The 15,789-nt window shown below is 69.7% G+C and carries 13 protein-coding genes; 2 read left to right on the forward strand and 11 right to left on the reverse strand.

Annotated elements, in window-relative coordinates; translation table 11 throughout:
- Nucleotides 1–16 precede the first annotated feature (16 nt).
- The 3 genes from OPU70_RS13435 to OPU70_RS13445 form a co-directional block, all read right to left on the reverse strand.
- Nucleotides 17–1,639, reverse strand: a complete 1,623-nt coding sequence (locus tag OPU70_RS13435; protein ID WP_498558005.1) for an ABC transporter substrate-binding protein — start codon at nucleotides 1,637–1,639, stop codon at nucleotides 17–19.
- A gap of 114 nt (nucleotides 1,640–1,753) precedes the next feature.
- Entirely contained in the window at nucleotides 1,754–3,139 is a 1,386-nt protein-coding gene (locus OPU70_RS13440; RefSeq protein WP_498558006.1) for an acyl-CoA dehydrogenase family protein, read from the reverse strand.
- Nucleotides 3,136–4,584 (reverse strand): LLM class flavin-dependent oxidoreductase, encoded by a 1,449-nt coding sequence (locus OPU70_RS13445; RefSeq protein WP_331451821.1) that lies wholly within the window; start codon nucleotides 4,582–4,584, stop codon nucleotides 3,136–3,138. Before OPU70_RS13445 ends, OPU70_RS13440 begins: the two co-directional genes overlap by 4 nt.
- 207 nt (nucleotides 4,585–4,791) lie before the next feature.
- Here OPU70_RS13445 and OPU70_RS13450 point away from each other — a divergent pair, with 207 nt between their 5' ends.
- On the forward strand, nucleotides 4,792–6,621 hold the full coding sequence (locus OPU70_RS13450) for an AMP-dependent synthetase/ligase (RefSeq protein WP_311877905.1): 1,830 nt from the start codon (nucleotides 4,792–4,794) through the stop codon (nucleotides 6,619–6,621).
- A 17-nt stretch (nucleotides 6,622–6,638) separates the two neighbouring features.
- On the forward strand, nucleotides 6,639–7,562 hold the full coding sequence (locus OPU70_RS13455; RefSeq protein ID WP_498558007.1) for a DUF1295 domain-containing protein: 924 nt from the start codon (nucleotides 6,639–6,641) through the stop codon (nucleotides 7,560–7,562).
- Nucleotides 7,563–7,580: 18 nt separating this feature from the next.
- Here the strand turns inward: OPU70_RS13455 and OPU70_RS13460 are convergent, their stop codons facing one another.
- Genes OPU70_RS13460 through OPU70_RS13495 form a run of 8 tightly spaced genes read right to left on the reverse strand, consistent with a single transcriptional unit; the run spans nucleotide 7,581 to nucleotide 15,742 of the window.
- Entirely contained in the window at nucleotides 7,581–8,519 is a 939-nt protein-coding gene (locus tag OPU70_RS13460) for a DUF4862 family protein (RefSeq protein WP_052492817.1), read from the reverse strand.
- Complete coding sequence (gene nagB / locus OPU70_RS13465; protein ID WP_042536871.1) at nucleotides 8,516–9,292, reverse strand: glucosamine-6-phosphate deaminase; 777 nt, start codon at nucleotides 9,290–9,292, stop codon at nucleotides 8,516–8,518. The genes OPU70_RS13460 and nagB overlap by 4 nt, the downstream gene beginning before the upstream one ends.
- The gene (locus tag OPU70_RS13470) at nucleotides 9,292–9,975 is read right to left on the reverse strand and encodes an N-acetylmannosamine-6-phosphate 2-epimerase (protein ID WP_042536872.1); all 684 of its coding nucleotides are present in this window, start codon (nucleotides 9,973–9,975) and stop codon (nucleotides 9,292–9,294) included. Before OPU70_RS13470 ends, nagB begins: the two co-directional genes overlap by 1 nt.
- Complete coding sequence (locus tag OPU70_RS13475) at nucleotides 9,972–10,955, reverse strand: ROK family protein (protein ID WP_231567446.1); 984 nt, start codon at nucleotides 10,953–10,955, stop codon at nucleotides 9,972–9,974. Before OPU70_RS13475 ends, OPU70_RS13470 begins: the two co-directional genes overlap by 4 nt.
- Nucleotides 10,956–10,969: 14 nt before the next feature.
- Nucleotides 10,970–11,917: a dihydrodipicolinate synthase family protein gene (locus tag OPU70_RS13480; RefSeq protein ID WP_042536873.1), complete on the reverse strand. Its 948-nt coding sequence runs from the start codon at nucleotides 11,915–11,917 to the stop codon at nucleotides 10,970–10,972.
- Between the two features lie 15 nt (nucleotides 11,918–11,932).
- Nucleotides 11,933–12,733: an ABC transporter ATP-binding protein gene (locus tag OPU70_RS13485; RefSeq protein ID WP_042536874.1), complete on the reverse strand. Its 801-nt coding sequence runs from the start codon at nucleotides 12,731–12,733 to the stop codon at nucleotides 11,933–11,935.
- On the reverse strand, nucleotides 12,730–14,784 hold the full coding sequence (locus OPU70_RS13490) for a dipeptide/oligopeptide/nickel ABC transporter permease/ATP-binding protein (RefSeq protein ID WP_498558008.1): 2,055 nt from the start codon (nucleotides 14,782–14,784) through the stop codon (nucleotides 12,730–12,732). The genes OPU70_RS13485 and OPU70_RS13490 overlap by 4 nt, the downstream gene beginning before the upstream one ends.
- Nucleotide 14,785: 1 nt before the next feature.
- The gene (locus tag OPU70_RS13495; RefSeq protein WP_498558009.1) at nucleotides 14,786–15,742 is read right to left on the reverse strand and encodes an ABC transporter permease; all 957 of its coding nucleotides are present in this window, start codon (nucleotides 15,740–15,742) and stop codon (nucleotides 14,786–14,788) included.
- Between the last annotated feature and the right edge of the window lie 47 nt (nucleotides 15,743–15,789).

Here is a 15,789-nt window from a genome sequence, read left to right on the forward strand (position 1 = left end):
GCGCCCTCCCGTCGGGTCAGTCCTCGATCGAGGCGTTGTAGAACTCCGGCAAAGCGCCGTCCGTGAGGCGGAAGCCCTTCACGTGCTGCTGGGTGACGTACACCTGGCTGTCGTTCAGGATCGGGACCACGTACGCCTGATCGATCAGATAGTCCTGGATCTGTCCGAGGATCGCCGTCCGGGCCTCATCGTCGGTCGCGGCATACTGCGAGTCCAGCAGCGACTGCAGGGTCTGGTCGGACCCGGCGAGGCCGAGCAGATCCGAGCCTGCCGAGCCGTAGTACTCGCTGAGACCCTTCGAGGCGTCCGGGTGCGGCCATCCCACCCGCAGCGGTCCGACTTCGGGGTCCGCGAAGGCGGTCGCCCAGTAGGTCGAGTAGTCGAGCTCGTTCAGCGCCAGCTCGATGCCGACGTCCTTGAACTGGTTCTGGATCTGCTGGAAGAGACTCTTCGCGGTGTTGTCGTAGACGTCGATATAGGTCTTGAGCGTCAGGCGCTCGCCGCCCTTGGTGCGATAGCCGTCGGAGTCGCGCTCCGTCCATCCCGCCGCGTCGAGCAGGCTGTTCGCCTCATCGGGGTCGTACTCGAACTTCGCCGACTCGTCGACGTAACCGAAGGTGTCCGGCGACAGCACCGAGCTCGCGGCCGTCCAGCTCTCGGTGTACTGAGTCTCGATGATCTGCTCGCGGTCGATCGCATGCAGCAGGGCTCTGCGCACCTGGATGTCGTCGAAGTGCGGGGCGCCGGGACGCAGGAACCACTGGTTGCTCAGGCCGACGCCGGTCTTCGAGACGATCTCATACCCGGCATCCGCGAGTCCCTGCTCTTCACTGGGCTGGACGTAACGGATCACGTCGGCCTCCCCCGACGTGAGGGTGCCGAGCCGAACGCTGTCCTCCTGCACGGGGATCACGGTGACCTGGGCGAGGTGCGCCTCGCCCTGGTTCGGCGAGCTCTCTGGCGCCCAGGCGTAGCCGTCGCGGCGCTCGAGCACGATCTCCTTGCCGTAGGTCTCCGAGGTGACGACGAAGGGCCCGCTCCCGATCAGGTTCACGAACTTCGACTGATCCTCCTTGCTCGCGTCGATCGTCGCATCCGCGACGAGGCCGGAGCCCCAGCCGGTGAGCACGTTGAGGAACGGCGCGTACGGCTCGGGGAGCGTGACGGTCACCGTGCGGCTCGCGTCGTCGGCGGTCGCCGCCAGACCGCTCGGGAACTGGGCGTTCGGGGTGGTGCCCACCGCTTCGTCGCCCGCGGATTGCCACTCGAGGTTCTTCGCGACGCTCGACGCGTCGAGATCGGTGCCGTCGCTGTAGGTGACGCCGTCACGGATCACGAACGTGTAGGTGAGGCCGTCAGGGCTGACCGTCCACGACTCGGCGATCCAGGGCTCCAGCTGGTTCGTGTCGGGGTTGCGGTACAGCAGCCGGTCGGTGATGTTCTGCTGCAGTGCACGCGTCTGCCACGTGCCGGACTCCTGCACCTGCGCGGAGGTGGGGATCTCGGCGTCGAGGTACACGAGGGATCCGCCGTCGGCGTCGGTGGACGCCGGCTGGGCGGAGCAGCCGACGAGCGCGATGCTGAGCGCGGCGACGGCTGCGGCGGCGAGTCTGACTCGTCGTCCGGTGATTCGGGACATGGCGGATTCTCCTGAGGCTGGGTTCGAGATGCGGGGGGCGGGATGCGACAAGGCCACTGCTGTGCCCGTGTGGTTGACCATCCTGCGGCTGGATCGGGCCCTGCGCACGCGCTGTTACCAGCGGTGACCGGGATCGTCGGTCGGTGTCGCTGTATGACGTTGCGTGTCGGCTCCCGGGGCGGACCTCGAATCAGGATCAGCACCGGGCTCGCGCTCTGCGGGATCGGGAAGCGGCTCATGGCGAGCCGCCCACGGATCGGGGTCGGCTCCGTTGACGTACCAGTCGCCGAGAAGCCTCGCCTTGTAACCACGGGGGTTGTGGGAGATGAGGGTACGGGCGTTGCGCCAGTGCCGATCGAGGCCTGCCCTGTGTTCGACCGACGAGGATCCGAGCGCGTCGAACAGCTCGGTCGAGGCGCGCAGGGCGGCGTCGGCAGTGACGATCTGGGCCTCGTAGGTGGCGACGGCGGCAGGATGCAGCAGGTCGCTGCCCCTCGCGTCCTCGGCGCGCAGCCCCTCGGCGCTCGCACGGGCGGCACGGAGGGCCTCCAGCCCGGCGTCGAGTTCGCGCGCCGCATGCACGACCACGGCTCGAGCCGCCGCGGCGGCGGCCGCCACGCCGCCGATCGTCTCCTGCACGATCGCGTCCTCCCTCGGCAGAGCGGCGAGACCCTGCGGATAGTTGCGCACCCGTGCACGGACGGCGGCAGCACCGTCATCCCGCGCTCCGACGGCCACACCCGCCACCGCGGCGACGAGCACCAGCTGGTAGATGGTCTCCTGGTGGGGCGAGCGACCTCCGTCCGGGAACACGGCGTCACCCGCGACGGGGACGTCTCGGAGCTCGGTCGTGCCGCTGGCGGTGAGCCGTTGGCCGATACCGCCCCAGTCGTCATGACGCACGACGCCCGCTTCCGAGGCATCGACGACCACGAGCACATCCGCGCCGTCATCCGTCTTCGCGGTCACCGTGATCCAGTCGGCGTAGAGGCTGCCGGTGCTGTAGTACTTGGTGCCGCTCACCGTCGGGGGCCGCGTCGACGCGTCGAAGCGCGTGCTGCTCCTGGCGCCTGGCACGGTGGCGCGTTCCGACCAGGCACCGCCGACGAAAGCGCCCTGGGCGATGCGGGCTATCCAGACGTCGTCAGCACCGCCCTCACGATGCCAGAGGCGGTCTTCCACGAAGGCGATGTGGTTGCGCCAGATTTGCGGAAGGTTGGCGTCGGCGGCACCGAGGTCGATGAGCAGCTCGACGAGCTCGCCGGCGGTCAACCCGCCTCCGCCTTCCGACACGTCGAGGCGCAGGGCGCCGAACCCCGCGGCGGCGAGGCGTCGGACCTCGTCGACGGGGAGCTCGCGCGAGGCCTCCCGCGACGCCGCACCCGCGGCGATCTCCGCGAAGAGCGGGGCGAATCGCTCGCGCGCCGCAGCGAGTCGGTCGGTCGACGCGGCAACGGGCGAGTCGACGGACGAGATGCTCGGAGCGGTGGCCGTGCTCATGCCGAGGCTCCGATCAGGCGGGAGTCCGCCGGTCGAGTGCCGCCCAGTCCGGTTCCGCCGCGATACCGCGCCGCCGGGTGGTCGTCAGGGAGACGCGCTCCGCCGCCGGTCAGCCGCTCGCGTAGGGTCTCGCCCGGCACGTAGGCGGTGCGCAGCCGTCCCCGCCGTTGGAGCTCGGGGACGACGAGCTCCACGAAATCCTGCAGGGTGTCGTAGCTGTGGTACTGGCGGAGGTTGATGCCGTCGATGCCCACCTCGTCGAGCCAGCGCTCGATCTCGTCGGCGACGACCTCGGGAGTGCCGACCGCGAAGAAGTCCTGCTCGAGCTCTGCGCCGACGCGTTCGATGAAATCACCCACGGTGCCCGACACCGACTGCGGAGGCAGCGTGTCATCCGGCAGACCCTCGGCGGCGAGCGCATCCGCGATCGTGCGCTCCGCCGGGTGCGCGGTGGGGTCGAACGGCAGGCTCGCATGCACGAACCGGCCGATGAGGCTCGCGTGCTCGCGATACTCCTGGGCCTTGCGCTCGGCCTCCTCCTGTGTCGGGGCGACGATCACGGCGGCCTGCACGACGATCTTCACCGAACTGCCGTCACGGCCGTTCCGCCTCGCCGAGTCACGGAACCGGTCGATCAGCGGTCCCGCGCCTCCGGGGCCGCGGACACCGGTGAACACCGCTTCAGCATGACGACCGGCGAAGTCGATGCCCGCGGGCGACGCGGTCGCGGTGAACAGCACAGGGGTGCGCTGCACGCTCGGCTCGGAGAGATGAGGGCCCGCGACCCGGAAGTACTCGCCCTCGTGGTCGATGTATCTGACCTTCGAGGGATCGGAGTACACCCCGGCCGCTCGGTCGCGGATCACGGCGTCGTCGTCCCACGATCCCTCCCAGAGCTTGTAGACGACGTCGAGGTACTCCTCCGCGATCGCGAAGCGCTCATCGTGCGGGATCTCCTCGGCCAGGCCGAAGTTCCGCGCCGCATTCGGCAGGTAGGACGTGACGATGTTCCAGGCCACGCGCCCGTTGGTGAGGTGGTCGAGGGTGCTCATCCGACGGGCGAACCCGAACGGCGGCTCGTAGCTCGTCGAGAAGGTGATGCCGAATCCGAGGTGCTCGGTCACCGCCGCCATCGCCGGGACGACGAGCATCGGATCATTGTTCGGGATCTGCAGCCCCTCGCGCAGGGCATCCGCGGGGCCACCGCGGAAGACGTCGTACGCACCGACGACGTCGGCGATGAAGATCGCGTCGAATCCACCCCGCTCGGCGGTGCGCGCGAGCTCCGTCCAGTACCGGATGTCCGTGTAGCGGTCGCGATTGTTCCCTGGCAGGCGCCACAGCCCGTGCGTGATGTGGCTCACGCAGTTCATCTCGAACAGGTTGAGGATGAGGGGCTTCGGCTCGGCCGATGTGCGGGCAGTGATGATCGTCTCCTCTGACAGCGGTGAACGGGCCTCACGACGCGAGCCCGGTGAATCAGCACACTAGGTCGCGACGGAGGTCGGATCCGCCCCGGTGTCATGAGGGGTAACCGGGGGTCATACGAGAACCTCTCCCTCGCCCGGATGGCCTTCTCACCCCATCCGATTCCTCGCGGGCTCCGAACAGGAGCAGATGGGCCCGTTCTCGCGCGCCCGAGAGGAGTTCCGATGATCGAATCGTCGACCCCGCCGCTCGCCGACCTCGACGGGTACCGCAACGTCACCGACCTGCTGGTCGCACGCGCAGCCGCAGCTCCCGATCACGTCGCCTTCGAGGTCAAAGGCGCGGATGCTCGAGGACCGTGGCGCCCGATCACGACTCGGGAGTTCCTCACCCAGGTGCGCGCTCTGGCCAAGGGCTTCATCGCCCAGGGCGTGCGGGCCGGCGACCCCATCGCGATCATGGCGCCGACGCGCTACGAATGGGCCGTCGCCGACCTCGCCTCCTGGTTCGCCGGCGCCGTCGTCGTGCCGATCTACGAGACGTCATCGCCGTCGCAGGTCAATGCCATCGTCGCCGATGCCGGCGTGCGCCTGGCGATCGGCGGCACCACTGAGCACGCGGTGCTTCTGCGGGCGGCGCTCACGCAGACCGGACGGAACACTCTCGGCGCCTGGACGATGGATGCCGCAGCATCCGGCACGCTCTCCGACCTGGTCGCGCGGGGCGTCGACGTCGCCGACGACGAACTCGAGGCTCGCAGGACCTCGGCCTCGCAGGACGACCCCGCGACGATCGTCTACACCTCGGGCACCACGGGCGAGCCCAAGGGCGTCGTGCTCACGCACCGGAACTTCCTCGGGCAGGTCCTCAACATCGCCGCCGCGTATCGCGAGATCGTGAACGAGCAGGGCAACACCGTCATCTTCCTGCCCCTCGCCCACGTGCTGGCGCGCGGGCTGCAGCTGATCTGCCTGGCCAGCGGCATGCGCATCGCGCACCTCTCCGATCCCTCGACGGTCGTCGCGACCCTCGACACTCTGCGCCCGACATTCCTGGTCGTCGTTCCGCGGGTGCTGCAGAAGATCCAGGCCGCCGCGGCCGACAAAGCCGCCGAGAAGAAGCTCTCGGCGGTGTGGGCGAAGGCCCGGTCGACGGCCATCGCCTGGGGCCACCGCGCCGAACGGATCGACGCCGGCCGCCGTCTCCCGAAAGACCTCGGGCTCAGCCTGCGGCACCGCTTCTTCGACGCTCTCTTCTACCGCCGCCTCCGCACCGTGATGGGCGGGCGCGTCGGATACATCCTGTCGGGTGGAGCCGCGCTCGACGCCGAGCTCTCGCTCTTCTTCCGCGGCATCGGCGTTCCCGTCATCGAGGGCTACGGTCTCACCGAGACGACGGCGCCGCTCACCGGCAACCTGCCCGGTCGCATCGCCTCCGGCAGCGTCGGCTCGCCGCTGCCAGGGCTCACCGTGCGCATCAGCGACGACGGCGAGGTGCTCGCCAACGGCATCGGCGTCTTCGGCGGGTACCGCAACCCGGCCCACGACGAGGGTGCCTTCGTCGACGGCTTCTTCCGCACCGGCGACCTCGGGCGGCTCGACGACCAGGGCCGGCTCTTCCTCGAAGGCCGACTCAAAGACGTGATCGTGACCTCGAACGGCAAGACGGTGGTGCCGACGCGGTGGGAGAGCGCGGTCGAGGCGGATCCGCTCGTCTCGCACGCGGTGATGGTGGGCGAGGGCAAGCCGTATCTCTCGGCGCTTCTCGTGCTCGACCCCGAGCAGACCGTGGCCTGGGCGGCATCCGAAGGCGTCAGCATCCCTCCGATCGCCGAGGCCGACCTCCGCGCCGTGACCGACCCGACCCTGCGCGCTCGCCTGCAGAATGCCGTCGACGCCGCCAACGCACTCGTGGCCCGCAGCGAGCAGGTGCGCCGGTTCAGCGTCGTCTTCGCCGACCTCGACGACCGCGCGCTGGTCACACCGACCATGAAGCTCAAGCGGAGCGTCGTGCTGGATCGCGCCGCCGTCACCGTCGAAGACCTGTACCTCTGAGAAGCAGAAAGAGAACGATGTCCTCCCCCACCTCCTCCACCCCCAAGTCTTCGCGATCGTCTCTCATCGCGATCATCGTCGCGCTCGTCATCGGAGCCCTCGTCGCACTCGCCGGGAGCCAGGGCGGTGGGGCGATCGGCGGCATCCCGCTGTTCGCCCTCGCCGTCGCCGCGGCATTCGCCATCCAGGTCATCGCGTTCATCCCGGCGATGATCCTGCGCACCGAGCGGTTCTTCGACCTCACCGGCAGCCTCACCTTCCTTGCCATCTCGGTCACTCTCGTGCTGGTGACGCCTATGCCCGATGCGCGCAGCTGGATCCTCGCGGCGATGGTGATCCTGTGGGCCGCCCGCCTCGGATCCTTCCTCGCGATGCGCGTGCACAAGGCCGGATCCGACGGCCGCTTCGACGAGATCAAGGGCTCGCCCGTGCGCTTCCTGCAGGTGTGGGTGATCCAGGGTGCGTGGGTGTCGATCACGGCGGCGGCGGCATGGATCGCGATCAGCACGGATGCTGCGGCACGAGCGCCAATCGGATGGCTGACTGTCGTGGGCATCGTCGTGTGGCTGCTCGGCATGACCATCGAGATCGTCGCCGACGCACAGAAGTCGGCGTTCCGCGCCGACCCTAAGAACAAGGACGAGTTCATCCGTACCGGCCTGTGGTCGCGCTCGCGGCACCCGAACTACTTCGGCGAGATCGTCATCTGGGTGGGCGTGTTCCTGACCGCCGCACCCGTGCTCGCGGGGTGGCAGTGGGTCGCGATCCTGTCGCCGCTGTTCGTGATCCTGCTGCTCACCCGCGTGAGCGGCATCCCACTGCTCGAAGCGCGCGCCGAGAAGAAGTGGGGCGACCGCGCCGACTACGTCGAGTACCGCGAGAGCACGCCCTCGTTGATCCCACGCCTCACCCGGCCTGCCGTGCGGGAGCGTGCTGCGTAGAAAGCGCGGAGACCGGGTTCACGCGCGGGCAGCCGCCCTCAACTCGCGCAGATTGTCGTCGACCGTCCGGATGACATCTTCCGCCGTCGTGTCTCCCGGCCGTCGGCTGACCTTCAGCCCGAGTCGCTCGACCTGACCGGCGGAGGCGAGCGCGGCGGCGACGTGGGCCGCATCCAACAGCGAACCGGATGCGGGATCCGCTGCCGCGAGCGGCAGGTGCCCGTCCGTCCAGGCTGGGCCATAGGGGCCGTCGATCGCTGCCGACCCCGAGAACGTCAGCCCGGCGAGCCGACCGGTCGCCGCCGCCTCCGCGATCTGCCCGGTCACCGCGTCGGCGTCGCGCGTCTCGATCACCGAGCGACCCCAGTTCAGCCAGAGCGCCAGCGGAGCGTCGACCGAGAGCATCGCGCCGAGCTCGTCGTCCAGCGTCAGGAAGCCCTTCTCCCACGGGTGACCCGGCACCGCGGCGTCGCAGTGCTCGATGACGAGCCGCGCTCCCGCCCAGTCCCATCCGGTGATCTCGGCGAGCGATGCCGCCAGACGCGCTCGATCTCCTCCCCCCTGCGGGGCGGTGTGGAGCGCGACCACCGTGACCGAGGCATCGGTGTCGTGGTCGATCCGCCGCACGTCTCGGGCGACTGCGCGCAGGTCGGCGATGGCGGCGCGACGCCCGTCCTCATCCGGAGAGGCGATGCCGTAGCGGGCGTCGGCCGCACACCGCTTCATCACCCATGGCAGCGGGGTCACCGCGAGCTCGGCCGCGGCAGGCACGTGGCGCAGGAACCACCCCGGATCATGGGGGTGCAGGCCCCCGATCCACGGCACCTCGAGCCCCACGACATCGGGCAGCGCGCAGAGCGCGGGCAGGAGTTCGGCCTCGAGATCGGGATCCCAGGTCGCATGCGCGGGAGACACCGCGTAGGAGCTGACCAGCAGCGGTGCGAGCGGCTCGTTCATGACACCAGGTGGCGGTGCGCCTGAGTGTGCCGGTAGTACTCGGCGAGCGCGAGCCGGGACGCGGCCGCGTCATCGACGAGCACGGTGACGCGTCGGTGGTGTTGCAGGATCGTCGCGGGCCATCGGGCCGACACCGCCCCTTCGACGAGCTGCGCGACGGCCTCTGCCTTCGCCTCACCGGTCGCGACGAGCACGATGCGTCGCGCGTCCATGATCGTGCCGAGCCCCTGCGTGAGGCAGTGATACGGCACCGCGTCGACGTCGCCGCCGAAGAAACGGGCGTTGTCTTCACGGGTCTGTGCGGTGAGTGTCTTCACTCGGGTCCTCGACGCCAGCGACGAGCCGGGCTCGTTGAACGCGATATGCCCGTCCGTGCCGATGCCCAGGATCTGCAGGTCGACGCCGCCGGCATCGCGGATCGCCTTCTCATAGCCGGCACACGCCGCGTCGAGATCGGCGGCGTCACCGTCCGGCCCGCGCACCGCACCGGGGGCGAGATCGACGCGCGAGACGAAGTCCTCGTCGATCACCGTGCTGTAGCGGCACGGATGCCCCAGGGGCAGTCCGACATACTCGTCGAGCATGAACCCCCGAGCGCGCGCGAGGGAGAGCTCCCCGCGCTCGACGCGCTCGGCGACCGCGTCATAGATGCGCAGCGGACTCGATCCCGTCGCGAGGCCGAGCACGGCATCCGGCCGAGCTGCGATCAGGGCGGCGATGTCGTCGGCGACGATCTCGCCGATCTGGGCTTCGGGTGCGATGACGACGTCCATCAGCTCTCCTCGGTGAGTGCGGCGACGAACCATGACGTGATGGTCGCCGGGTGGGTGATCGCGGTGCCGACGCACACGGCGAACGCGCCGGCGGCGGCCGCTGCCGCCGCCTGCGCAGGCGAGTGGATCCGCCCCTCCGCCATGATCGGGGTGCTGCAGCGGGCGGTGAGGAGCGAGATCAGCTCGAGATCCGGCCCCTCGGTCTTCGGGCGCTCGGCCGTGTAGCCCGAGAGCGTCGTGCCGAGGATGTCCACGCCGGCCCGCTCGGCCGCCAGTGCGTCGTCGAGCGAGCCGCAGTCGGCCATGATCAGGGCGTCCGTGTGCTCGCGGAGCGCCGCGACCGTCTCGGCGAGGCTCTTGCCGTCCGGCCTGCGCCTGCGGGTCCCGTCGATCGCGACGATGTCGGCACCTGCGTCAGCGACCGCCTTGGCGTGCTCGAGCGTCGGGGTGATGAAGACGTCGGCGTCGCCGTCCTTCCAGAGCCCGATCACCGGCACGGTCATCTCGGCGACGGCTCTGATGTCGTCGAGGCCCTGCACCCGGATGCCGGCGGCTCCGCCGACGACCGCCGCCTGCGCGACCTGCGCCATGGTGCGGGGATCGCGCATCGCCTCGCCGGGGTAGGCCTGGCACGAGACGATGAGGCCCCCTCGCAGCTCGTCGAGGATGTCGATGGATGTCATATCGCCCTCCAGGCGGATGCTGCGGCGCCCCGCAGGGGCGCGTCGTCACCGAGCTCGCCCGGCAGGATCGGAGTGGACTGCAGTGCATCGATGGCGTCGTCCGCGTACGCGCTCAGCATCGGCGTCCACCACGCGTCGCCGATCTTCGGCACTCCCCCGGTGATCACGATGCGCTCCGGGTCGAGGATGGTCGCGGCGCCGGCGAGCGCGCGCCCGACGGCAGCGGCGGACTCTCCGACGGCACGGATGGCGATCGGGTCGCCGTCGGCTGCGGCGGCTGCGACCCCGCGGGCGTCGATGATGTGCGGATCCCCGCCCAGCCACCGGAAGTGCGCGTGCAGACCGACGCCGGAGCCGATTGCCTCGAGATGCCCCATGCGCCCGCAGGGGCAGCGCAGATGCTCGGCCCCCGGGGTCGGCAGGTGGGCGATCTCGCCGGCGACGTGGTGTGCGCCGCGCACGGCGCTGCCGTCGAGGATGAGCCCCGCCCCGACACCGGTTCCCACGGCGACGACGAGCACGCTGGCCGCACCGGCCGCCGCCCCGTGCCGGTGCTCGCCCTCGGCATGCGCGTCGACGTCGTTCTGCACGACGACCGGGGCGCGGGGCACCAGCAGGTCGCCCAGCGCCTCGCGCACCAGCTCGGCGACGGGGGTGCCCGGCCAGTCGGCGAAGGTGTCGGTCGCCGAGACGATCGTGCCGGTGACGGCGTTCACGACCCCGGCCGCGCCGATCCCGACGCCCGAGAGACGTGCGGGTGATCCGTCGAGAAGTCTCTGCGCCAGACCGGCGACGGTCGAGACGACCGCCGCCGGTCCTTCCGCTGCTCGCGTGGGCGCCGTCTCGGTGCACAGCAGCATGTCGCCACGATCGGCGAGGGCCGCCGACGTCTTCGTGCCGCCGATGTCGACGGCCAGCACCACCTCGCGCGACTCCGCTGATCCGACACGATGCGCTGATCCGGCATGATGCGCTGGCACGAGACGATGCGCCATCAGGAGACGACGACCGGCAGCATCCCCTGCTCCGAGAGGATCTGACGGATGCGCGTGACGGTGTCGGCATCGAGCGACTGCACGGTGTCGGCCATCGTCGCGTGGTCGATGATGCCGCGGGCATGCATGGCGGCCTTGAACGCGCCCACTCCGGTCGCGTCACCCGAGAGGCCCTGCGGTGCGAAGACGATGTCGAACGCGCGGTTGATGCGCTCCTGCTCGGTGCGCGCCTCTGTCCAGTCGCCGCGCTGCGTGGCATCCCACAGCCTGACGTAGCCCGCGGCCTCGACGTTCGCGAAGCCCGGCACCACACCGTCGGCTCCGGCCAGGGCCATCGCGTCGACGACGACCTCGTGGCCGGTGAGCAGCTGCAGCGGACGCCCGGCGGCGTCGTTCGCGGCGATCAGACGGCGGAACGAGACGTCATCGCCCGAGGAGTCCTTGACCCCGTGGATGACTCCCTCGGCGCCGAGTCGCACGAGCAGGTCGATGCCGAGCTTGGAGTGCACCCGCACGGGCACGTCGTACGCCCACAGCGGCACGTCGATCGCCGCGGCGATCGCCCGGAAGTGATCGGCGACCTCTGCGGCGGAATTCAGTGTGTAGAGAGGTGCCGTCGTGACGATCGCCTGTGCGCCGGCCGCCACCAGACGACGCGCGGTCTCGATGATGCGGGGAGCAGTCAGCTCGATCGCACCGGCGATGATCGGCACCCGACCGGCGTTCACCCTGACGATCGTGGTGAGCAGCTCGACGCGCTGGTCGTCGGTGAAGTAGGCGGTCTCGCCCGTCGACCCGAGCGCGAACAGACCCGAGACGCCCTCGGCGATCAGTCGCTCGACGAGACGCTCGAGCGAGACGTGGTCGATCGTGCCGTCGGGCAGCAGCGGGGTGGCGACGGGCGGGATGACACCGGTGAAGGTGACGGAGGAGGATGCAGCAGTCATTGTGTTCCGGTCGTTTCAGTTGGTCGGTTCGAGCAGCGAGGGCGCGGCGCCCAGCAGCGTTCTGGTGTATTCGTCGGAGGGCGCCTCGAACACGCGGGCGGCATCGCCGAACTCGACGACCCTCCCCCGGTTCATCACGGCGATCTCGTCTGAGAGGTAGCGGACGGTCTGGATGTCGTGCGAGATGAAGACCATGCCGAGGCCGAGCTGCTCCTTCAGGTCGGTGAGCAGGTTGAGGATCTGAGCCCGCACCGAGACGTCGAGCGCCGAGGTGGGTTCGTCGGCGACGATCACCTGCGGATCCAGCACCAGCGCCCTCGCGATCGCGACACGCTGACGCTGACCGCCGGAGAGCTGGCTGGGCAACGCCTCGAGTGCGGAGGCCGGCAGACCGACGAGTCCGATCAGATCGCGCACCTTGCGGTCACGGCTCGCCGGCGTGCCGAGCCGGTGCACCTGCATCGGGTCGAGCAGCGCATCGCGCACGGTCATCCGGGCGTTCAGAGCCGTGGCAGGGTCCTGGAAGACGACCGACAGGATCCGCCCGAGCCGTCGGCGCACTGCCGGCGTGAACGAGGTCACCGTCTCGCCGTCGAACACGACGCGGCCGCTGGTCGGCTTCTCGAGGCCGACCAGAACCTTGGCCGAGGTGGACTTGCCCGACCCCGACTCGCCGACGATCCCCAGGGTCTGCCCCCGTTTGACGGTGAGCGAGACACCGGCCAGTGCGTCGACGTACTTCGGCCTGAACAGCGACGACGCACGCGTCTTGTAGCGGACGTGGACGTCCTCGAGCTCGATGACGGTCTCGCTCATCGTCCTGCTCCGATCGCATCGATGGGCGCATCGTCCGGATGCGCCGAGTAGTAGTGCTCGGTTCCCTCGATCCGCCGGCGCACCGGCGCGACCCCCGCGTAGCGGGCCGGGTCGGACGAACGAGGAGCGAAGCGGTCGCCGGCGGGGAAGTCACGCGGCGACGGGACGACGCCGGAGACCTGGTGGAGCCTGTCGGAGCCCGCCTCGATCGACAGTACGGCGCCGAGCAGCCCCTGCGTGTACTCATGCACCGGCTGCGTCAGGATCTCGCGGGTCGTGCCCTGCTCGACGACCTGCCCCGCGTACATCACCGTGATGCGGTGGGTGAGCTCTGCGACGAGCGCGAGGTCGTGCGAGACGAAGACGAGAGCGAAGCCGAGCTCGCGCTGCAGCCGCATCAGCAGCTCGACGACCTGCGCCTGCACCGTGACGTCGAGAGCCGTGGTCGGCTCATCGGCGATCACCAGTCGCGGGTCGCGGGTGAGCGCCATCGCGATCAGCACGCGCTGCCGCTGACCTCCCGACAGCTCGTGCGGATACGAGGCGAGCGTGCGCGCGGGGTCGAGACCCACCAGCTCGAGGAGGTCCTCGGCCGTGCGGGTGCCACCCCTCGAGGTGAGCTGCTTCATCTGCGAGCGGATGAGCATCGCCGGATTCAGCGAGCTCAGCGCATCCTGGTAGATCATCGCGATGTCGTGGCCCCGCAGCGCGTTGCGTCGCTTCGGGGTCATCTGCAGCAGATCCTGGCCGTCGAAGAGGATGCGTCCTCGAACGTCGGCCTTCGGGTCGAGCAGGCCCATGATGGCCAGCGAGGTGATCGACTTGCCGCAGCCAGACTCGCCCACCAGCGCCATGGTCTCGCCGGGGCGCACCGTGAAGCTGACATGGTCGACCACGTCGACGTCGCCGTGCCGCGGGAACGAGATGCAGAGGTCCTGCACATCGAGCAACGGGGTCTCGTCGCCCCCGTAGACGAGCCGATCGGTGCGGGAGAGCTCGCGCTGCCGCAGAACGGCGAGCCGCTCGGAGAGAGGCACCGCGGGTGCCACCGGCACCAGCACGTCCGGCACGCCGCTCGGAACGGAGAGATTGACGGCGGTGTCGACCGTGACGATCACATTCGTGTCGTCGTGGCCGGCGGCCGCCTCTTCGAGCTCGTGCGTCGACTCCTCGGTGTTCGCGGCATCGGCGGTGATCTTTCGTGCCCGCGGCGACACCATCGCATCGGTCATCCCCTCGGAGAGGATGTTGAGGCAGAGCACCGTCAGCATGATGAGGATGCCGGGGAAGAACGTCGCCCACCACGCCCCGCTCATCAGCAGGTTGCGACCGGCGGCGATCACGTTGCCCCACGACGGCTCGGGGTCGGGCACGCCGGCCTGCAGGAACGACAGCGACGCCTCGAAGACGATCGCGTCGGCGACGAGCACGGTCGCGAAGACGAGCACCGGGGCCATCGCGTTGCGGGCGACGTGCTTGGCGATGATCCTCGGAGTGCCCGCGCCCATGACGCGCACGGCCGAGACGTAGTCCTCGCCGTACTGATCGAGGATGTTCGCGCGGATGATGCGGGTGAGCTGCGGCACATAGAGGAAGGCGATCGTGAGCACGAGCACCGGCAGCGACTTGCCGAACACCGCCACGAACACCGCGGCGAGCGCGATGCCCGGGAAGGACATCACCACGTCCATCACCCGCATGAGGGTCTCGGAGATCCACCGAGGGGCGGTGGCGGCGATGGTGCCGAACACGCAGGCCGCGGCGAGTGCGACCAGGGTCGCGCCGAGCCCGATCACCAGGGAGTACCGGGCGCCGTACACCAGTCGGGAGAAGATGTCGCGGCCCTGGCGGTCGGTGCCGAACCAGTGCTCCGCGCTCGGCGGCTGCACCGGGGCACCGGATGCCAGCGGGTCGAACGGCGCGATCAGGGGTGCGGCGATCGCGGCCAACGCGATCACTGCGAGCACCACGATGCAGATCAGGGAGCCGAGGGACAGGCCGCCGAGGCGGAGTCCCGGAAGCGAGAGTCGTTCAGTCAGTTTGCGTCGCATGTCACACCGCCCGGATTCGGGGATTGATGAGCACGTACAGGAGGTCGACGATGATGTTGATCACCACGAAGGCCAGTGACACTGCGAGAGTCACGCCCTGCACGAGATTGGGTTCGTTGTTGGTCACGCCGTTGAGGATCAGGGTGCCCATGCCGGGGATCGCGAAGATGATCTCGATCACCACCGCCCCGCCGATGAGGTAGCCGATGCGCAGACCGAGCACGGTCACGGGCGTGATCAGGGCGTTGCGCAGCACGTTGCGACCGACGACGACGGTCCGCGGGATGCCGGCGCCGAGTGCCGTGCGCACGTAATCCCGGTCGAGCTCCTCGACCATCGAGGTGCGCACGACGCGGGAGAGCTGACCGATCACCGGAACGGCGAGCGCGATGGCCGGCAGCGCCATGCGGGCGAGCCACCCTGCCGGGTCGGCCCACGGATCGGGCAGGGGACCGGACGCGGGCAGCACGTTCAGCCCGAGGGTGAAGAGCTGGATGAGCAGGATCGCGAGCCAGAACGAGGGCGTCGACAGCGACGCCACCCCGATGATGCGGATGAGCTGGTCGGGCCAGCGGTCACGATAGACGGCGGCGAGGACGCCGATCGCGAAGGCGACGATGACGGCGATGAGGAGGCCGAGGAAGGTCAGCGCCAGCGTGACGGGGAAGGCGCGGACGACCTCGTCGATCACCGGAAGGCTCCGTGCCGAGTAGGTGCCGAGGTTGCCCTGCAGCAGCCCCACCAGGAAGGTGAAGTAGCGCGCGAGCAGCGGCTGATCGAGGCCGTACTGCTCCCGGTACGCCTGCAGCGCCTCCGGGGATGCGGTCTCGCCGAGCGCGGTGCGTGCCGGGTCGACGGGCGAGAACGACATCACGAAGAAGACGAGGAACGTGATGCCGAGGATCATGAACGGCAGCTGCAGCAGCCGTCGTCCGATGAGGCGGAGCGTGTTGGACACGTGCCGCTCCTTCCAGGTTCGGGGAGGTGTGGCGGGGATGCGCTCGG

The organism is Microbacterium sp. SWDP-B6 (genome assembly GCF_059803615.1).